This window comes from Paenibacillus shenyangensis (assembly GCF_000346635.1).
Lineage (GTDB): Bacteria > Bacillota > Bacilli > Paenibacillales > Paenibacillaceae > Saccharibacillus > Saccharibacillus dauci.
On sequence record NZ_AOIG01000016.1, the window covers coordinates 145,506 to 166,489 of the forward strand.

At 46.9% G+C, this 20,984-nt stretch carries 17 protein-coding genes; all 17 read left to right on the forward strand.

Features of this window, described 5'->3' with window-relative positions; all coding sequences use genetic code 11:
- Positions 1 to 20 precede the first annotated feature (20 nt).
- Positions 21 to 1,292: an RIP metalloprotease RseP gene (rseP, locus tag H065_RS0114050; protein ID WP_017813714.1), complete on the forward strand. Its 1,272-nt coding sequence runs from the start codon at positions 21 to 23 to the stop codon at positions 1,290 to 1,292.
- 362 nt (positions 1,293 to 1,654) lie between these two features.
- Positions 1,655 to 3,112: a proline--tRNA ligase gene (proS, locus tag H065_RS0114055; RefSeq protein WP_017813715.1), complete on the forward strand. Its 1,458-nt coding sequence runs from the start codon at positions 1,655 to 1,657 to the stop codon at positions 3,110 to 3,112.
- Between the two features lie 159 nt (positions 3,113 to 3,271).
- Positions 3,272 to 3,406, forward strand: a complete 135-nt coding sequence (locus H065_RS28465; RefSeq protein ID WP_269430649.1) for a hypothetical protein — start codon at positions 3,272 to 3,274, stop codon at positions 3,404 to 3,406.
- Entirely contained in the window at positions 3,390 to 7,715 is a 4,326-nt protein-coding gene (locus H065_RS0114060; protein ID WP_017813716.1) for a PolC-type DNA polymerase III, read from the forward strand. Before H065_RS28465 ends, H065_RS0114060 begins: the two co-directional genes overlap by 17 nt.
- Before the next feature lie 293 nt (positions 7,716 to 8,008).
- The gene (gene rimP / locus H065_RS0114065) at positions 8,009 to 8,470 is read left to right on the forward strand and encodes a ribosome maturation factor RimP (protein WP_017813717.1); all 462 of its coding nucleotides are present in this window, start codon (positions 8,009 to 8,011) and stop codon (positions 8,468 to 8,470) included.
- Positions 8,471 to 8,505: 35 nt separating this feature from the next.
- Positions 8,506 to 9,603 carry a transcription termination factor NusA gene (gene nusA, locus H065_RS0114070; protein WP_017813718.1) on the forward strand — a complete coding sequence of 366 codons (1,098 nt, stop codon included), beginning with the start codon at positions 8,506 to 8,508 and terminating at the stop codon, positions 9,601 to 9,603.
- 117 nt (positions 9,604 to 9,720) lie between these two features.
- Positions 9,721 to 10,029, forward strand: coding sequence for an RNase P modulator RnpM (rnpM, locus tag H065_RS0114075; RefSeq protein ID WP_017813719.1), 309 nt, complete (start codon positions 9,721 to 9,723; stop codon positions 10,027 to 10,029).
- A complete protein-coding gene (locus H065_RS0114080; RefSeq protein WP_017813720.1) occupies positions 10,022 to 10,363 on the forward strand; it encodes a YlxQ family RNA-binding protein in 342 nt (113 codons plus the stop codon). The genes rnpM and H065_RS0114080 overlap by 8 nt, the downstream gene beginning before the upstream one ends.
- Positions 10,338 to 12,902: a translation initiation factor IF-2 gene (infB, locus tag H065_RS0114085; protein ID WP_017813721.1), complete on the forward strand. Its 2,565-nt coding sequence runs from the start codon at positions 10,338 to 10,340 to the stop codon at positions 12,900 to 12,902. The genes H065_RS0114080 and infB overlap by 26 nt, the downstream gene beginning before the upstream one ends.
- A 17-nt stretch (positions 12,903 to 12,919) precedes the next feature.
- Positions 12,920 to 13,282 (forward strand): 30S ribosome-binding factor RbfA, encoded by a 363-nt coding sequence (rbfA, locus tag H065_RS0114090; RefSeq protein WP_017813722.1) that lies wholly within the window; start codon positions 12,920 to 12,922, stop codon positions 13,280 to 13,282.
- Between the two features lie 17 nt (positions 13,283 to 13,299).
- Positions 13,300 to 14,277, forward strand: coding sequence for a DHH family phosphoesterase (locus H065_RS0114095; RefSeq protein ID WP_017813723.1), 978 nt, complete (start codon positions 13,300 to 13,302; stop codon positions 14,275 to 14,277).
- Positions 14,274 to 15,233, forward strand: a complete 960-nt coding sequence (truB, locus tag H065_RS0114100; protein WP_017813724.1) for a tRNA pseudouridine(55) synthase TruB — start codon at positions 14,274 to 14,276, stop codon at positions 15,231 to 15,233. The genes H065_RS0114095 and truB overlap by 4 nt, the downstream gene beginning before the upstream one ends.
- Before the next feature lie 79 nt (positions 15,234 to 15,312).
- Complete coding sequence (locus H065_RS0114105; RefSeq protein WP_017813725.1) at positions 15,313 to 16,251, forward strand: bifunctional riboflavin kinase/FAD synthetase; 939 nt, start codon at positions 15,313 to 15,315, stop codon at positions 16,249 to 16,251.
- 187 nt (positions 16,252 to 16,438) lie between these two features.
- A complete protein-coding gene (rpsO, locus tag H065_RS0114110) occupies positions 16,439 to 16,708 on the forward strand; it encodes a 30S ribosomal protein S15 (protein WP_017813726.1) in 270 nt (89 codons plus the stop codon).
- A 180-nt stretch (positions 16,709 to 16,888) separates the two neighbouring features.
- Positions 16,889 to 18,997: a polyribonucleotide nucleotidyltransferase gene (gene pnp, locus H065_RS0114115; RefSeq protein ID WP_017813727.1), complete on the forward strand. Its 2,109-nt coding sequence runs from the start codon at positions 16,889 to 16,891 to the stop codon at positions 18,995 to 18,997.
- Between the two features lie 144 nt (positions 18,998 to 19,141).
- A complete protein-coding gene (locus tag H065_RS0114120; RefSeq protein WP_017813728.1) occupies positions 19,142 to 20,395 on the forward strand; it encodes a M16 family metallopeptidase in 1,254 nt (417 codons plus the stop codon).
- Positions 20,379 to 20,834, forward strand: coding sequence for a dUTP diphosphatase (dut, locus tag H065_RS0114125; RefSeq protein WP_036629987.1), 456 nt, complete (start codon positions 20,379 to 20,381; stop codon positions 20,832 to 20,834). The genes H065_RS0114120 and dut overlap by 17 nt, the downstream gene beginning before the upstream one ends.
- Positions 20,835 to 20,984: the final 150 nt, after the last annotated feature.

A 20,984-nucleotide genomic window follows, 5' to 3' on the forward strand; every position in this document is an offset into this window, starting at 1 on the left:
TAAAAGGAGGATTTGGCAATTTGGAGACACTTCAACGAATTATTATGATTGTACTCATGTTTTTTACGATCGTGACTGTGCATGAGTGGGGACACTATTTCTTTGCCAAACGTGCCGGTGTACTGGTACGGGAATTTGCGATAGGATTTGGCCCCAAGCTTTTTTCATATAAAAGAAATGAAACGGTATTTACACTTCGTCTGCTGCCATTTGGTGGATATGCCCGTATGGCGGGTGAAGATCCCGAGCTGGCAGAGATTCAGCCAGGTCAGACCATCGCGGTACGTACATCAGATAACGTGGTCAAGACTATCTTTGTAGATCAGCTGGACAACCGCAAAAATGTCATCCGCGGAGAAGTACAGTCAATTGATCTGGTTGATGATCTGAAGATCGTAATGGATGTGGATGGCGAAGTCCAGACTTTTGCTGTTCATCCGCAGGCGATGATGATGGCAAGAGGGCAGGAGATTCAGATTGCACCGCGCAATCGTCACTTTAACAGTGCTTCGGTTGGACAGCGTGCATTGTCTATTTTTGCAGGTCCTGCCATGAACTTTATTCTGGCTATCGTACTCTGTCTGATCTATGTGCGTATGGTTGGTGTACCGGTAGAAAATCCAAAGGGTATAGAACTTACGCAGGTCATGAGTGATGGTGCAGCTGCTGAGGCAGGTTTGCAAAAAGGTGATCTGGTAGAAAAGATCAATGGTGCTTCCGTGGGCGCAGATCCACAGACGCTGGTCAAATTGGTGCAAGATTCTCCAAATAAGCCGATGCAGTGGATTATCGATCGTGATGGTCAGGAACAGACTATCACTGTGACTCCAAGACCTGATGCAAGCAATGTAGGTAAAATTGGTGTTCGCCCTAATGTAGAGACGCGTAGTGCGACGATTGGGGAAACATTCAAGTATGCCGGACAATCTTTTGTAGACATGAGTAAAATTATATTGGAGAGTCTCAAGAAGTTGATCTTCGGACAGTTTCATCTGGATCAGCTTGCAGGCCCGGTGGGTACAATTCAAGCTACCAATGAAGTGGCCAAGCTGGGACTGGAAGAGATGATCCGCTGGACAGCTATTATTAGTATCAACTTGGGAATTTTCAATCTGCTTCCGATTCCTGCACTGGATGGCAGTCGTCTGATTTTCATCTTTGTGGAATGGATTCGCCGCAAGCCGCTGGAACCTAGCAAGGAAGGTCTTGTACATGTCGTTGGATTCGCTATGCTGTTCCTGCTAATGATTGCAGTAACCTACAACGATATTGTGAGACTGATCCGTGGTTAACGGCAAAGAGGCAGCAAGCAGAACAATTTGTGAAATGACTTGTTAATTTAACAGGTTCAGGATACTATTTGTTTGATGGTTTATGGATCAGGCAAATGCAGCATTCATACAAGCAGCAGAGAGAAGCAGAAGAGTCGAACAGAAATGCAGCTGTACGCTTTGAAGCCCTTCAGGCGGATTGCATTTCATCACTCTTGTGCTTCTTTGTCTGAAAGGGTTCAACAAGTTCTGCCAATCGTGCTACAATAGATGAAAATACGTTGGTGAACACTGTCCAAATACAGTCGATGCGGACTGCATTTTGGCAGCCGAACAGCCTGCTCATTTAAATACTGGTTACTTACAGGAGGATATCCATTTTTATGTCGAACGAAAAGCAGGATAAACAATTTGTAACAGAAATCACTCCACAGAATGAAGATTTCTCGCGTTGGTATATCGACGTGATCAAAAAAGCCGATCTGATGGATTATTCTCCGGTTCGTGGATGTATCGTATTCCGTCCGGACGGTTATGAAATCTGGGAACATATTCAGCAGGATCTGGATCGCCGTTTCAAAGAAACCGGTCATCGTAACGCATACTTCCCGCTCTTTATTCCAGAGAGCTTTTTTGAAAAAGAAAAAGAACACGTTGAAGGATTTAACCCGGAGCTGCCTTGGGTAACTGAAGCAGGTGGCGATCCGCTCGAAGAGCGTCTGGCGATTCGTCCAACTTCCGAGACGATGTTTGGTCACATGTATTCCAAATGGATTCAGTCCTATCGCGATCTGCCTGTACTGATTAACCAGTGGGCAAACGTAGTACGCTGGGAAAAACGTACACTGCCATTCCTGCGTACAAGTGAATTCCTGTGGCAGGAAGGTCATACTGCTCACGAAACTCAGGAAGAAGCCATGGAAGAAACAATGCGTATGCTGGATGTATACACCGAGTTTGTTCAGGATTTCCTGGCAATCCCGGTAATCAAAGGACAAAAGAGCCCGTCCGAGAAGTTTGCAGGTGCCAAAGCTACATACTCCATCGAAGCGATGATGAAGGATGGACGTGCGGTACAAGCGGGAACTTCCCACTACATGGGTACCAATTTTGCCGAAGCATTTGATATTCAGTTCCTGAGCCGTGAAAATACACAGGAATATGCACATACCACTTCGTGGGGTGTAAGTACCCGTCTGATCGGTGCACTGATCATGGTGCACGGAGATGATCGTGGTCTGGCACTGCCGCCAAAAGTAGCACCAAAACAGGTAATGATCATTCCGATCGGACCTCCTAAAACGCGCGAACTGGTTGTTGGTCGTGCCGATGAGTTGTTTGCTGAACTGAAAAAAGCAGGAGTACGCGTAGGCATTGATGATCGTGCCGATGTACGTCCAGGCTGGAAGTTCAACGAATATGAAATGCGCGGTATTCCAGTACGTCTGGAAGTAGGTCCTCGCGATATCGAAAATGGTGTATGTGTACTCGTATCCCGTATTACCGGCGAGAAGAAACAAGTGCCTCTGGAAAACATCGTTGCAGAAGTACAAGCGATGCTGGAGCAGGTTCAGCAGGAAATGTATACTCGTGCCCTGGCATTCCGTGAAGAGAACATGCATGTGATCGACACGCTGGACGAGATGAAAGCAATTATGGAAGAAAAACGCGGATTCTTTATCGCAGGTTGGGATGGTACGGAAGAAACAGAGCGTAAAGTCAAAGAAGAGACAGGCGCAACGATTCGTAATATTCCTTTCCAGCTGGATGTACAAAAAGAAAAATGTCTGGTAACCGGACAACCTGCCAAACACACTGTTGTGTTTGCACGCGCTTATTAATTCCCGGCTTTCTTTTTGAGAGATACAAGTTGTCTCTATATACAAGTTGACAAGATCGTCAGTAATAGCGACAGAACGTCAGCAGTTCTGCATTTAATCAATAGTGCAGCAAATGATTATTTAATTTAATCCGAAATATATCGTATGCCTGGTGGTTATATGCAAACCAGTTATACAGAAGCATTAGATCAAGCAGGCAAGCTTCCGGAGAGCGGAGTAGACGTCAGTCTGGCACCGACTTTAACGGGAGCTTGCCACTTTTTTGAAGGGGGACCTCATGAGCGTGAGCGCTAGCGGAGAGAAAAGACAACGTTTCGAGCTGTTGATGAAGCAGGCGCAGGTGCCTGCCGGATTGATGGAGCCCTATTTTGCAGATGGAGCAATTGAGCAGGTGGAGATTAGCCGCAGCAACAAGGAATGGAAGCTCATCATTACCAAAGAGACGCTTATTCCTTCACCAACTTATCGTACATTCTGCAAACATATTCAGGACAAAATGAGCCATATTGCCAAAATCCGTTTCCTGTTCCGGTATAGTGATCATATTGATCATGTACAGATTGTGGAAGAATACTGGAGCTTGTTCCTGGAGTGGGTACAGCGACAGATTCCATCGGTTAATGGCTGGATGACCCGTGCCAAATTTGCATTGGATGGGGATGTACTGACACTGACCATGACTGATCAGATGGCACTCGAACTGGCCAAGAAAAAGCAGATTGATCAGGCAATTGCAAGATTTTATGAAGATTACTTCGGTCTGCAGCTGCGTATCAAAGTGGAAGTAGGCGAGAATACTACCGAAGCGGTACAGGCTTTCCATGAACAGCGTCGTCAGGAAGAGCTGCAGGAGATTGAAAGACTGATGACCAGCATGGAGTCCGAGCTGGAAGAAGAAGTCGATGAAGATGGAGAACCGGTACGTCTCCAGGTTGGTTATGAGATCAAAGACCCGGCGGTTCCGCTGCAGGATCTTCAGGATGAGGAGAAAAAGGTCACGGTTCAAGGAACCATTTTTGGACTGGAAAGCAAGGAACTGCGTAATGGCAGCACCCTGTTTACATTCTTCCTGACCGACTTCACCGATTCCCTGCAGATGAAGATGTTTGCCAAAAATAAAGAAGATCTTAAAATCATGAGCCTGCTGGCGAATGGTAAATGGGTTAAGGCACGTGGGCGTGTGGAGTATGACCGGTTTATGCAAATTCCCGAACTCGCAATGATTCCTTCCGATCTGAATGAGATCAAAGCTCCTCCGGGACGCAAAGATGATGCAGAAGAAAAGCGGGTAGAGTTTCATTTGCATACGACGATGAGTACGATGGATGCCGTAACACCAATTGACCAGTATGTAAAAACCGCTGCTGCCTGGGGACACTCGGCAATTGCAGTTACCGATCATGGCGGCGTACAGTGCTATCCGGAAGCCTACAAAGCATCCAAAAAACACGGTATCAAAGTGCTATATGGACTGGAAGCCAATGTAATCAATGACTCGGTTGCTATTGTACTGGAGCCGCAGCCTATTGAACTCAAGGATGCTACGTATATTGTATTCGATATTGAAACCACCGGTTTGTCGATTACACAGAACAAGATTATCGAGATCGCTGCAGTTAAAATGCAGGATGGCAAGGAACTGGATCGTTATGCGACATTTGTAGATCCACATGAACGTATTCCTTACAATATCCAGCAACTGACCAATATTACCGATGAGATGGTTCGAGGTGCTCCCGAGATTGATCAGGTAATTCGCGACTTTGTTGCTTTTGCCGGAGATCATATTCTGGTTGCGCACAACGCACGATTCGATATTGGCTTTATTCAGGCTACACTCAAAAATCATGATCTGCCGGAAATGAAAAACCCGGTACTTGATACACTGGAACTCGCAAGATTGATTCATCCGAAATTGAAAAACCACCGTCTGAATACGTTGGCGGATAAATATAAAGTTTCTCTGGAAAGTCATCACCGTGCGATAGATGATACGATTGCCCTGGGCGGTGTGCTGTTTGGCCTCCTCAAAGATGCAGAACAGGAACGGCGTCTGACCCGCCTCGATCGTCTGAATGAGTTTGTCGGTCAGGATCTGTCCAATGCGCGACCGTTCCACTGTACGATCTATGCTCTTAATGAAAAAGGTAAAAAGAATCTGTTCAAGCTGATTTCGCTGTCGCATACTGAATATTTCAAACGTGTACCACGTATTCCCAAGTCTGTACTGACCGAATACCGGGAAGGCATACTCGTCATGTCCGGTTGCGAAAAAGGCGAATTTTTCGAAGCTGTATTGAACAAAACAGTAGAAGAAGCCGAAGAAGTTGCGCAATTCTACGATGTACTGGAAATTCAGCCGATGACCATGTATATGCATCTGGTAGATAAAGGACTGGTAGGAAGTCCAAAAGAGATTGAAACGGCGCTGACCAAAGTATGCGAAATGGGTGAACGTCTGAACAAACCGGTTGTCGCTACAGGTAATGTACATTATCTTGAACCACGGCAGAAGCTGTTCCGCGATATTACCATTAACGGTATTACCGGCTTTAGCCCGCTCAAGGATCAGCGCAAGCCAGATGCTCATTTGCGTACAACCAGCGAGATGCTGGAAGAGTTTACTTTCCTTAGTGAAGACAAAGCTTACGAAGTGGTCGTAACCAATACTCAGGCGTTGGCCGAGCGCTTCGAAGATTTCCCGTTATTCCCTGACAAGCTGTTTACACCACTGCTTGATGGTGCAGATGAAGAAATACGTAATACCTGCTATGAGACAGCCAAATCGATATACGGCGAAGATCTGCCGGAAGTCGTAATTGCCCGTCTGGAAAAGGAACTGGAGCCGATTATCAAATACGGATTCTCTGCCAACTATCTGATTTCCGAAAAACTGGTTAAGAAGTCCAACCAGGATGGTTATCTGGTAGGTTCACGGGGATCGGTAGGTTCATCGGTAGTCGCTACATTCCTCGGGATTTCTGAGGTTAATCCACTGCCTGCACACTATATTTGCATCAATTCGGAATGTCGGCATAGCGAGTGGTTCCTCGATGGTAGTGTACCGAGTGGATTCGACCTTCCCGAGAAAGATTGCCCACAGTGTGGAGGCAAACTCAAAGGAGAAGGACAGGATATCCCGTTCGAGACATTCCTGGGTTTTAAAGGGGACAAGGTTCCCGATATTGACTTGAACTTCTCCGGTGATTATCAGCCCAAAGCGCATAATTACACGAAAGTACTATTTGGAGAAGAAAATGTATTCCGCGCCGGAACGATTGGTACGGTCGCTGAGAAAACAGCTTACGGGTTTGCCAAAAAGTATGAAGAATTGCATCAGAAAAAGTGGCGCGGAGCAGAGTTGAACCGACTGGCTTCCGGCTGTACCGGCGTTAAGCGCAGTACGGGTCAGCATCCCGGCGGTATTGTTGTTGTACCGGACTATATTGATGTAGAAGATGTTACACCTGTGCAATACCCAGCAGATGATGTAAATGCCGAGTGGAAAACAACACATTTTGACTATCATGCGTTTGAGGCGAATTTGCTCAAACTGGATATTCTGGGACATGATGATCCGACGATGATGAGGATGCTGCAGGATCTGACCGGGGTAGACCCGACAACGATCCCAATGAATGATCCCAAGGTTATGAGCATGTTCAACTCTACAGAAGCGCTAGGAGTATCTCCGCAGCAGCTGCGCAGCCCGGTAGCGACGTATGGCGTGCCGGAGATGGGTACCAAGTTCGTACGTCAGATGCTTGTTGAATCACAGCCATCTTCTTTTGCCGATTTGCTGCAGATTTCCGGTCTGTCTCACGGAACGGGTGTCTGGCTCGGCAATGCACAGGAACTGATCAAGAATAATACATGTACAATCAAGACCGTTATCGGTTGTCGTGATGATATTATGCTCTTCCTGATCTACAAAGCGGGCATGGATGCCGGTCTGGCCTTCAAAATTACGGAGAGTGTACGTAAAGGTAAAGGTCTGTCCCCGGAATGGATCGATGAAATGAAGAAATGCAAAGTACCACAGTGGTATATTGATTCTTGTCTGAAAATCCAGTACATGTTCCCGAAAGCCCACGCCTCTGCCTATGTTATCTCCGCAGTGCGTACGGCTTACTTCAAACTGTATTATCCGATTGAATACTATGCAACCTACTTTACGGTACGTGTAGAAGATTTTGATGTTGATCTTTGTTGTAAAGGATACGAAGCCATCTATCGCAAGATTGAAGAGATTGAGCAAATGGGCTTCCAGGCACCGCCAAAAGAAAAAAACATGCTGCCGGCACTGGAAATGGCACTTGAAATGACAGCACGGGGATTCTCGTTCAAACCGATCGACTTGTATCGTTCGGATGCGACTTCCTTTATCGTGGATGACAAAAGTCTGCTTCCACCATTCTCTGCTGTGCAGGGCATTGGTGATAACGCAGCACGTAATATTGCGGCATCACGTGAGCATGGCGAATTCCTGTCGATTGAGGATTTCCAGCAGAAATCCAAAGCAACCAAGACGATTGTCGAGCTAATGACTCAGATGGGCTGCTTCCGTGGTCTGCCTGAAAGCAACCAGCTGTCCCTTTTCTAGGAGACGTAAGGGTGCCAAATGTGGTCAAGGCGTTTCACTTGTCACTAATGCAGGATTATGATATAATTTTAGGGAGCTAAGAAAGAAATAACCGTCCTGTAAAGAGTGGGGAAACCCACTCTTTACTGTTTGGTATGAGGTTGTTGAATTCAGGTATACGGTATAGCCTATGGAAAAGATCGAACCGAAAGATTTTTATTTGGTTCGATTTTCTTTAAGATGCAGCAGTTATACGCCATTCGGCAGCGCTCATTTGAATAAAGGATTCTAAAGGCGATGGAGGGTTGGATTGTTTGAGTACACCAAAGATTAAAACGACCGTCGAGGAAATGGTACAGCCATTTTTGGAGGAACATGGGTTTGAGCTGGTCGATGTGGAATATGTAAAAGAAGGTAAGAACTTTTTTCTGCGCGTATTTGTAGACAAAGAAGGCGGCATCGATATCGATGATTGCGGCCGGGTTAGTGAGTATTTGAGTGAGAAGCTGGATGCCAATGATCCGATCAAAGATCCTTACTTTCTGGAAGTTTCCTCACCGGGAGCTGAACGTCCTCTCAAAAAAGAGTCGGATGTTCTCAAAGCAGTAGGAAAAGATGTATTTGTAACAACATATGAACCAGTAGATGGATCAAAGGAATTTGAAGGACGGTTGCTCTCATTCGATAATGATGACATGCTCATTGAAGCGGGCAAGAAACGTTACACTATTCCATATGAAAAAGTAGCCAGCGCCAGACTGGCAATCATTTTTTAAAACGGTAGTTTTTTGAAAGGGGGATCTTGAAAGCCATGAGTATGGATTTTATTGAAGCAATGAATGAGCTGGAACGCGAAAAGGGGATCAGCAAGGATATTCTATTCGAAGCGATCGAAGCAGCGCTTATTTCCAGTTACAAGCGCAATTTCAACACTGCGCAAAACGTGCGGGTCGATATGAACCGCAACACCGGGGCGATCAAAGTCTTTGCCCGTAAAATGGTTGTAGAAGAAGTACTGGATGAGCGTACAGAGATTTCGGTTGCTTCCGCTCGTGAGATTAACCCGCACTTCCAACTGGAAGATGTAGCCGAGATCGAAGTCACTCCACGTGATTTCGGGCGTATTGCTGCGCAAACGGCGAAACAGGTTGTTACACAGCGTATCCGTGAAGCTGAACGCGGGCTCATTTATAACGCTTTTATTGATAAAGAAGAAGATATTGTTACCGGTATTGTACAGCGTCAGGATGCACGCAACATCTACGTGGATCTGGGTAAAGTAGAAGCTGTACTGCCTTTAACCGAATTGATGCCGAATGAGAAGTTCAACATGAACGAGCGCATCAAAGCCTACATCACCAAAGTGGAAAACACAACCAAAGGACCTCAGATCATACTTTCACGTACACATCCGGGTCTGCTCAAGCGTCTGTTTGAGCTGGAAGTGCCTGAAATTTTTGATGGCGTAGTAGAGATCCGCTCGGTGGCTCGTGAAGCCGGCTTCCGTTCCAAAATTGCGGTTTACTCCCGCAATGCAGAAGTTGATCCGGTCGGTTCATGCGTAGGACCTCGCGGAATACGTGTACAGACCATCGTCGGTGAACTGCGCGGTGAGAAAATCGATATCGTTCGTTATTCGGAGAGCGTGGAAGAATATGTGGCCAATGCACTCAGTCCTTCCAAAGTACTCGAAGTTCAAGTATTCGAGGAAGAGAAGATGGCTCGTGTGATTGTGCCGGATTACCAGCTGTCCCTGGCGATCGGTATCAAAGGTCAGAATGCGCGTCTTGCTGCCAAACTGACTGGCTGGAAAATCGACATCAAGAGCGAGACTCAGGCAGAAGAGGAATTCGGCCGTCCGAGAGAAATGGGCGAAGAAATGCATCAGGATTCCGTATCGGTGGACTAACCTTTCCCATTACTTGCAGAATTGGACTCTTACAGGCCGCTGTTTGCCAGGGCCGTTCTGATGTGTGTGCACGATGGCAATCGGGAGAGTTCCTAAGTTTGAAGGGGGATGGTATAATTGAAAACCAAAAAGATACCGCTGCGCAAATGTGTGGCTTGCCAGCAAATGATGCCCAAGAAAACACTGGTGCGCATTGTTCGTACACCGGAAGAAACGGTAGAGATTGATTTGACCGGTAAAAAATCAGGTCGTGGCGCCTATGTATGCGGCAATATGGCCTGCTTTCAGCTGGCACAGAAGAGTCGTGCGTTTGATCGCGCACTCAAAGTGCCGGTAAGTCCGGAAATATATGAACGGCTTGCCAGCGAATTTAGCAGCGTAGAAAGCAATTTTAGTTCAGTGCAGGAGAGAGACGCTAATGAATAACGAATTATCCCTACTCGGTCTTGCAATGCGGGCTGGTAAAGTATTATCCGGGGACGAACTCGTTCTCAAAGCGATTCGTTCCGGCGACGCTTCACTTGTTGTACTGGCGGGTGATGCCTCAGCCAACACGCAAAAGAAATTCCGTGATAAGTGCAGTAGTTACCATATCCCGCTGTTGATCGGCTATGATCGTGATCAGTTGGGAACAAGCATCGGAAAGGATGGCCGTGTCGTGCTGGCATTAACCGACAACGGGTTCGCCAAGCTTCTCCGCAAACGAATAGGGGATTCGTCGGAGGTGGAATATATTGAGCACACAGGAGCAGAAGGATAAACTGAGAGTTTATGAATATGCGAAATCTCTCAATATGAGCAGCAAAGAAATCATTACGATCTTGAAAAAGCTGAATGTACCGGTCAACAATCATATGAGCGTTATGGAAAATGACGCTGTTACCAAAGTCGAAGGTTTTTTTAAAAATATCAAGTCCAATGCAGAGCAACAAGGCAATGGACAGTCAACCATAGCGGACGCTTCTTCGACGTCACGCGAAAAAAATAGACAGGAAAAGCAGGTAGGTATGGATATAAAAAATCAGAACAACTCAACCAACGGGAATACTAGGTCCCAAAGCGGTACAAGCAGTAACCGCTCTAACTCGTCGTCCAGTCAACAAGGTAATCGTAGTGCACAAGGCGGATCTTCATCTAGCCAACAGGGCAACCGCAGCTCCCAGGGTGGATCCTCCACGGGTCAACAGGGTAACCGCAGTAACAGCAATAGCCAGGGTGGCAATCGTCAGCCTAGCAGTGCAGCTTCCCGCCCTCAATCGAGTTCCCAGAATCGTCAGCCTTCCGGTCAAGTAAGAACTGCACAGAGCAGTGATGCTTCCGGCAACCGTAATAGCGGTGGCACAGGTTCAGCTTCCAACTCTGGTGGTAATCGTGGCGGCAACAGCGGCGGTAACCGTAACAACAATAACCGTGGTGGTAGCGGTGGCGGTGGTGGCCGTTTCGATAACAATCGTGGTGGCGGTGGTAACCGTAATGGTCGTGGCGGCAAAGGCCGTGGCGGACGTAACCAAAACTACAATCAGCCTCCACGCGAGAAAATCGATAACACGCCTAAGAAAATCATCGTTCGCGGTGAGATGACAGTAGGCGAGACAGCCAAACTGCTGCACAAAGATGCTTCCGAAGTTATCAAAAAGCTGATTAGCAGCGGCGTTATGGCTACAATCAACCAGGAGCTTGATCTGGATACTATCCAGTTGCTTGCTGATGATTATGGCGTAGAAGTAGAAGTGAAGATCGCAGTGGAAGATGATCGCTTCGAGACAGTGGAAGAAGTCGATGATGAAGCAGATCTGAAAGCACGTCCGCCGGTCGTAACCATCATGGGTCACGTCGATCATGGTAAAACCACATTGCTGGATGCTATTCGTTCCACGAACGTAACAGGCGGCGAAGCAGGTGGTATTACTCAACATATCGGCGCATACCAGGTAGAAATTAACAAGAAAAAAATTACGTTCCTGGATACACCTGGTCACGAAGCATTTACTGCTATGCGTGCTCGTGGTGCACAGGTAACTGACATTACAATCATCGTGGTTGCAGCAGACGACGGCGTTATGCCACAGACGGTAGAAGCAATCAACCATGCCAAAGCGGCAGGTCTGCCAATTATCGTTGCTGTCAACAAAATCGATAAGCCGGGTGCGAATCCGGATAAAGTAAAACAAGAGCTCACCGAGTATGAACTCGTACCGGAAGAGTGGGGTGGAGACACCATCTTCGTTAACTTGTCTGCGAAGCAGCGTACAGGTCTCGAAGAACTGCTGGAAATGATTCTGCTGATCGCTGAAGTGAACGACTACAAAGCGAACCCGGACAAACGTGCCCGTGGTGCAGTTATCGAAGCCGAACTGGATAAAGGACGCGGTCCGGTAGCTCGTATTCTGGTACAGAATGGTACTCTCAAAGTCGGAGACGCTTTTGTTGCAGGTAACTGTTTCGGACGTATCCGTGCGATGGTAAATGATAAAGGACGCCGCCTCAAAGAAGCTGGTCCTTCTACACCGGTAGAAATTACCGGTCTGACAGAAGTACCACAAGCGGGCGATCCATTTATGGTATTCGAAGACGAGCGCAAAGCACGTTCGATTGCCGACAAGCGTGCAATTACACATCGTCAATCCGAGCTGGGCGCGAATACGCGTGTAACGCTGGATGATCTGTTCCAACATATCAAAGACGGTGAAATCAAAGATCTGAATGTCATCATCAAAGGTGACGTACAGGGTTCCGTGGAAGCTCTCAAAGGCTCTCTGGAAAAAATCGAGGTGGAAGGCGTTCGCGTCAAGATTATCCACCGCGGCGTAGGTGCAATTAACGAATCCGATATTATCCTGGCCGCAGCTTCCAATGCGATCGTTATCGGCTTTAACGTACGTCCTGATGTACAAGCGAAACAAACCGCTGATCAGGAACAGGTAGATATCCGTCTGCATCGCGTTATCTACAATGCTATTGAAGAAATTGAGCAGGCTATGAAAGGTATGCTCGATCCGGAATACAAAGAAGTTGTTATTGGACATGCAGAAGTCCGCAGCACATTCAAAATCAGCAGAGTTGGTACGATTGCAGGTTGTATGGTTACTTCCGGCAAAATCACTCGATCTGCCGAAACCCGCCTGATCCGCGACGGTATCGTTATCTTCGAGGGTAAGATCGATTCCCTCAAACGCTACAAAGATGACGCCAAAGAAGTGGCACAAGGTTACGAATGTGGTATTACGCTGGACGGCTACAATGATCTCAAAGAAGGCGACGTAATTGAAGCCTTTATCATGGAAGCTGTAGAGCGCTAATCGCGAGGTGAAAAGAAATGGCTAAGATTAGAACAGGACGTGTAGGCGAGCAGATCAAAAAAGAGCTGAGCCTGCTGATCCAAAATGAACTCAAAGATCCGCGTATCGGTTTTGTGACCGTTACAGGTGTAGATGTTACCAATGATCTCTCCCAAGCTGAGGTATACCTCAGCGTACTGGGTGATGATGAACAAAAACAAGGTTCTCTGAAAGGAATCGAAAAAGCATCCGGGTTCCTGCGCTCCGAAATCGGCAAGCGTATCCGGTTGCGTCATACACCGGAACTGATTTTCAAGTTTGATGAGTCCATTGCCTATGGCAACCGGATTGACCAGCTGATTAATCAGATCCACCGTGATGAAGATTCTTCCAAAGAGTAACTTCAAAGGAGACGGCAATGCAAACCTATGAACAAGCGCTTCTGGATGCGAAAGCATTCGTTGAGAAGCACGATGATTTTCTGGTGGTTTCGCATGTTCAGCCGGACGGAGACGCAGTCAGTTCCACTGTAGCAGTGGGCTGGCTTCTGTCTTGTCTGGGCAAAAAATTCACACTGGTAAATGAAGGTCCGATCCCGAAGCGTATGAGCTATCTTACACTGTCGGATCAGATTATCAACCAGTTGTCTGATGGCGGACAACGTGAATATCAGAACATAATCTGCGTCGACTGTGCAGACTTTAAGCGAGTAGGCATGGTAAAGGAATGGATGGCAGAATCCGCCGCTATTCTGAACATAGATCATCATCCGACCAATGACGGATATGGCACAGTTAATGTGATCAAGCCCGATGCTGCGGCTACAGCTGAAGTACTCTATGACTGGATTAACTGCTTTGATGTAGAATGGACCACTGCGGCAGCAGAGGCCATTTATACAGGCCTGCTGACAGATACGGGCGGATTCCGCTATTCCAGTACTTCTCCCAAAGTAATGGAGATTTCTTCCCGATTGCTGGAATTGGGAGTGAACGGTCCAGAACTGGCAGAGACGCTGCTGGAAGAAGTGACATTGGCTCAGGTCAAAGTACTTGCACTTGCTTTGTCTACCCTGGAACTGACTGCAGACGGCAAAATTGCCTATGTGCATGTTACGCCAGAGCACATGGTTATGTCAGGGGCAGAGAACGAGGATCTGGAAGGAATCGTTAACTTCACGCGCAACATACAGGGTGTAGAAGTCGGTATCTTTTTCAAAGTAATCAACGATAATGCGGTAAAAGCAAGTATGCGTTCTGCCGGCAAAGTGGATGTAGCCGCGATTGCTCAACATTTTGACGGTGGTGGACATATCAAGGCAGCAGGATGCCGGCTCGAAGGCAGTCTGGATGAAGTTGTAGAAAAAGTAGTGCAGCGGGTGAAGGAGTCCTTATGAATCAGTTTGACGGAGTACTGGCGGTACACAAGCCGGCAGGATTTACCTCCCATGATGTAGTTGCCAAAGTCCGCCGTCTGGTGAGTATGAAGCGTATCGGTCATACCGGTACACTTGATCCAGCTGTTACCGGTGTGCTGCCGCTATGTCTGGGACGTTCTACACGTATTGTGGAATATTTGCAGGAAATGCCCAAAGAGTATGAGGCGACTCTGCGCTTTGGTATTGCTACCGATACGGAGGATCTCACAGGTGAGATTACCGAGCAGGTGGACGAAGTACAATTGACAGAGCAACAGGTGCACGAGGCGCTGCAGAGCATGATCGGGACTATATCTCAAGTGCCACCTATGTATTCTGCTGTCAAAGTGGACGGCAAGCGTCTGTACGAGCTGGCGCGTGAAGGAAAGACGATTGAACGCAAGGCGCGTGAAGTGACCATTTACAGTCTGGAAATGACAGGCTGGAAGCCGGGTATCCATCCGGAAGTATCGTTCCGTGTACTGTGTTCCAAAGGTACCTATATCCGCACACTTTGTGTGGACGTGGGGCGTGCACTGCATGTTCCTTCCACGATGGTACAGCTGGTGCGTACACAGTCGGCAGGAATTCGTCTGGAGCAATGTTTGACTTTTGAACAGATCGAAGAGCTTGTGCAGAACGGTGAATTAGAGCAGCATCTTATCCCCGCGGATCAGGCTATGTCCGAGCTGCCTTCATTTACAGTTGATGAAGAAGTATATCGTTCAACACTGCAGGGCAAAAAGATCGATAAGCGTCATATTCATCCTGTAGAAGATGCTTCGGTATCTGGCACTCCTCCAGCTAACCTGCCTGAACAGAATGATATGAGCTTGTTCAAGCTATATGGCCCGGAGCAGATTTTTATCGGAATTTTCCGTAAAGATGAACAGACAGGACAAATTGTGCCTGTAAAGGTATTTTTGCCTGCCTAGTGTGAAGCTATCTTCATGAGTTACAATACAGGCAGCAGAGCTGAAATGAACTAATTGCGGAAATGCAGGTGATATCATAGTGAATATCGTAAGGTTATCCTATCCCTGGGCAGAGGGCAGCAGACCTCATGCAGACCACAGTCAGATCATGGCGATCGGTCAGTTTGATGGATTGCATCTTGGACATACGAGTGTGATTGAACACGGAATCCGTCTGGCCAGAAGCCTTGGCATAGCAGCCTCGGTCATGACTTTCAATCCCAATCCCAAAGAAATTCTGGGCAAAGGAGATTATGAAGGTTATCTGACGCCTCTGTCCATCAAGGAAGAGATTTTACGTAACATGGGTGTGGATACACTGTATGTTGCTCAATTCAATCATGCTTTCTCGACGGTAACACCGGAGCAATTCTACTATGAAATGCTGCGTCCTCTCAAAGTGCATACGGCAGTAGTCGGTTTTGATTTCCATTTTGGTCACAAAGGTGCAGGTACTCCCGAGCTTCTGCGGGAGCTGGGACAGGAATCCATGCAAGTGGATACCGTGCCTGCTTTTCAGCTGGAAGGAACCAAAGTCAGCAGTACAGCGATTCGCCGTGCGCTTCGTGAAGGGGATGCTGCCTTGGCAGCCCGTCTGCTGGGTCGTCCCTACCAGATCCGTGGAACCGTTATTGATGGCGACAAGCGCGGTCGGACGATCGGATTCCCTACCGCCAATCTGGATTTAAGCGAAAAGTATGTTGTACCCAAATCAGGTGTGTATGCCGTAAGGGTAATGGCAGAAGGCGCATGGCGTGCTGGCGTCATGAATATTGGCTACAAGCCTACATTCCAGACCGGAGAGACACGTCCTAGCTTTGAAGCACATATTTTCGATTATCAGGGAGACCTGTATGGTCAGCAGCTGGCTGCAGAACTGATTGACTATATCCGTCCGGAGCAAAAGTTTGGTTCGATTGACGAACTGGTTACCCAGATCAGACTGGATGCCGAAGAAGCCAGAAGACGATTGATCTGATTTCTTTGCACTTATCCGTAATAAATTTAGAGTACAACATTGATATTCCCGATCAGGTTGTGCTATACTGATTAACGTTGCTGTTTCAAGTAAACAGTCAACACAACCTTAGCTTGGTTACTCGAGTCTCACCGCCGATAACGAGGCTAGTGGTTATTATTATGAAAATTCTAAGGAGGTGAATAGGATGGCATTAACTCAAGAACGTAAACAACAGCTGATCGAAGAGTACAGAACTCACGAGTCCGATACAGGATCTCCAGAGGTACAAGTCGCTATCCTGACTGAAAACATCGTTAACCTGCAGGATCATTTCCGCAGCCACAAAAAGGATCATCATTCCCGTCGTGGTCTTCTGAAAATGGTAGGTCAACGTCGTAAGCTTCTGGCTTACCTCAAGAAAACCGATGTTAGACGTTACAGCGCGCTGATCGAAAGACTCGGCCTTCGTCGCTAAAACTAAAGCAATTCCAAAGCAGCCTGGTTGTTCAGCCGTATGGTCTTTTCGGAGCCAACGGCAACGACCGGGTTGCTTTTTGTAAGTACACATATTTTTGAAGTTATGGATTATCATTTCCGGCAGGGAATTTGGATTTGATTATAGAATAGTGATGATGACCTAAAAAGGAGGAATTTCATGGAACAGCGAGTTGAAATGCAGCTCGGAGGCAGAACTCTGATACTGGAAACCGGCCGTTTGGCCAAACAGGCTAACGCAGCCGTAATGGTACGCTACGGTGACACATCGGTACTGTGTACAGTAACAGCCTCCTCTGAACCCAAAGATCTGGACTTTTTCCCGTTAACAGTCAACTACGAGGAAAAATTGTACGCTGTAGGTAAGATTCCAGGTGGATTTATCAAGCGTGAAGGCAGACCGAGCGAGAAAGCTATTCTGGCAAGCCGTCTGACAGACCGTCCGATTCGTCCATTATTCCCGGAAGGCTTCCGTAATGATGTACAGGTAGCCAACTACGTAATGAGCGTAGAACAGGATTGTGAGCCTCAGATCGCTGCAATGATCGGTACTTCCGCAGCACTTAGCATTTCGGATGTTCCGTTTGACGGACCGATTGGTGGCGTAGCTGTAGGTCGTGTAGATGGCGAATTCGTCGTTAACCCTACACTGGCACAACAGGAAGTAAGCGAAATGTATCTGGTAGTAGCCGGTACCAAAGACGCAATCATGATGGTAGAAGCCGAAGCTAATGAGCTGCCGGAAGATATCATGCTGGAAGCGATTATGTTTGGTCACAGCGAAATCCAGAATATTATTGCAACTATCGAAGAGCTGGTTAAAGTCGCCGGTAAACCGAAAATGGCAGTAAAACTGCATACGGTAGACAGTGATGCCAATACTGCTGTTCGTGAATATGCATCTGCACGTCTGGTTGATGCGCTGAAAATTGCCGAAAAACAGGCACGTCAGGAAGCGATCGACAAAGTAAACGACGAAGCTGTAGCTCATTTTGAAGAGCTGTATGCCGAGACTCCTGATCTGATGGATGATGTGAAGGAAATCCTTCATGATATCGTCAAAGAAGAAGTACGTCGTTTGATTACCCATGACAAAGTACGTCCGGATGGACGTCGTCTGGAAGAAATTCGTCCAATCGAATGTGATGTAAAAATGCTGCCTAGAACGCACGGTTCCGGTCTGTTCACACGTGGACAAACACAGGTACTGAGCATTTGTACACTGGGTGCACTGGGCGATGTACAGATTCTGGATGGTATTGCACCAGAAGAATCCAAACGCTTTATGCATCATTACAATTTCCCGCCGTTCAGCGTAGGGGAAGCACGTCCACTTCGTCCGCCGGGCCGCCGCGAAATCGGTCATGGTGCACTGGGTGAACGCGCATTGTCCAAAGTGATTCCTTCCGAAAAAGAATTCCCTTATACGATTCGCGTAGTATCCGAAGTTCTGGAATCCAACGGTTCTACTTCTCAGGCAAGTATCTGTGCCAGCACACTGGCTATGATGGATGCGGGTGTACCGATTAAAGCTCCAGTAGCGGGTATTGCAATGGGTCTGATCAAAGATCAGGATCATGTATCTATTCTGAGCGATATTCAAGGTATGGAAGATCACCTCGGCGATATGGACTTCAAAGTAGCCGGTACAGCTGAAGGCGTAACTGCTATTCAGATGGATATCAAAATCAACGGTATCGATCGTGCGATCCTGTCCGAAGCATTGTCACAGGCACGTGAAGGACGACTGCATATCCTTGGCAAAATGAATGAGATCATGGACAAGCCAAGAACGAGCCTGTCTGCGTATGCTCCAAAAATCGTTATTATCAATATCAATCCGGATAAAATCCGTGACGTTATTGGACCCGGTGGTAAAGTTATCAACAAAATCATCGATGAAACTGGCGTGAAAATTGATATCGAGCAGGATGGTCGCGTCTTTATCGGTTCGTCCGATGAAGAAATGATCCAGAAAGCACAAACCATGATCGAAAATCTGGTTCGTGAAGTGAAAGTAGGCGAGACGTACCTGGGTAAAGTAAAACGAATCGAGAAGTTTGGCGCATTCGTAGAGATTCTTCCGGGTAAAGATGGTCTGGTACACATTTCACAGCTCTCTACAGAGCGTGTAGCCAAAGTGGAAGACGTTATTGCCATTGGAGATATGATTACCGTTAAAGTTACGGAAATCGATAACCAGGGCCGTGTGAACCTGTCTCGCAAAGTATTGCTGACAGCAGAAACATCCGAAAAAACGAATTCCTAATCCATTCCTTTATACAACGCATCTTCATAGCAGTAACCAAAAGAGCCAGAAATTCTTCTGTCTCTTTTTTTCATTCCATCATGTTGAGTCAATACTCATATTCTGTTAGGATAGGAATGCATTTATGAAACGGGAGGTCCGCCTATGGAACGGGTACAACTGAATAATGGTCTTCGAATAGTTATGGAAAAAATGCCTACTTTCCGTTCTGTCACATTCGGGATCTGGATCAAAACCGGATCACGCAATGAAAGTCTGGTGACAAATGGAATTTCGCATTTTATTGAACATATGTTGTTCAAAGGCACCAAGCGTTACGACGCCAAACGGATTGCCGAGATTTTCGATGGTATCGGCGGTAATGTAAATGCCTTTACCAGTAAGGAATATACTTGTTTTTATGCCAAAGTGCTCGATGAACATCTGGAGATTGCACTGGATATTTTATCCGATATGTTTTTCGATTCCCTACTGGACCCTGATGAACTGGCCAAAGAGAAAAACGTCATCTTGGAGGAAATCTCCATGTATGAGGATGATCCCGACGATCTGGTGCATGACCTGGTCACGATGGCTTCCTATGGCAATCATCCACTGGCCTATCCGATCCTCGGCACAGAAGAACGTCTGAAACCAATGGGGCCGGAACAGCTGCGTTTGTTTATGAAAGATCGCTATACGGTCGAAAATACGGTGATCAGCATTGCCGGTAATATCGATGATAGTGTTGTTCCACTGCTGGACAAGTATTTTGGTGATTTTGATGTACATGGACCGGAGCCGATTGTAACAGCACCTGTTTTTAAAGGAGAAGTTATTTTCCGCAAGAAAAAAACGGAGCAAAATCATATCTGTATGAACTTCCCTGGCGGTAAAATAGATGATCCGAGATATTATGCCATGGTACTACTTAACAATGCACTCGGTGGAGGTATGAGCTCCAGACTGTTCCAGGAAATCCGGGAAAAGCGTGGACTGGCCTATTCGGTATATTCTTATTATACGGCTCATGCTGATAGTGGCTTGTTTACCATCTATGCAGGTACAGCACCGAAGCAGACCGGAGATGTGTTTGAACTGACTCATGCGCTGTTACAGGATCTCAAGCAAAATGGTCTTACAGCAGAAGAACTGGAGCAGGGCAAACAGCAGCTCAAAGGCAGTCTGATTCTCAGTCTGGAGAGCACCAGCAGTATTATGAACCGTCTCGGCAAAAACGAGATTATGCTGCAAAAGCATAATACCGTAGACGAGACAATCCGCTATATCGAAGAAGTGACGATGGAAGATATTCGTTCAGTCATTGACGATATGTTCGCTGAACCGTATGCTCTGGCAATGGTTGGCGGATCGGATAAAAGCATTGCACATGTAAGGAGAGATGAACTTGTCCATTAAAGTAGAAATCAAAACCCTTCCTGGAAGCGAAGGATTGGAACTTCCACGGAGAATGTCGGAACTTGCTTCCGGTTATGATCTGTATGCATCGGTCACCGAACCGATGACACTGGAACCCGGCACACGTGCTCTGGTACCTACCGGAATCGCGCTGGCAATGCCAGCCGGATTGGAAGCACAAATTCGTCCTCGAAGCGGACTCGCCTTCAAACATGGCATTACCTGCCTGAATACACCCGGAACCATCGATGCAGATTATCGCGGAGAGATCAAGGTATTGCTGATTAATCTGGGGCAGGAACCGTTTGTGATCAATCGCGGCGAGCGAATTGCACAGATGGTATTCCAGACCGTACCTGATACCGACCTGATTCAGGTAGAAGAATTATCGGAGACTGTACGTGGAGCAGGCGGTTTCGGACATACAGGAACGAAGTAATACTTTATTGTGTTAAATTCATTTTTGCGAAACAGTTGAAAGATATAACAGGGAATGATATCATTTCTACAATTATTGCAGGATACTGAAATTATATTCCGGTGCAAGCCGGCCAGGGTCTGCGGTGGTCTGTAAAAGACCGCCGTTTGT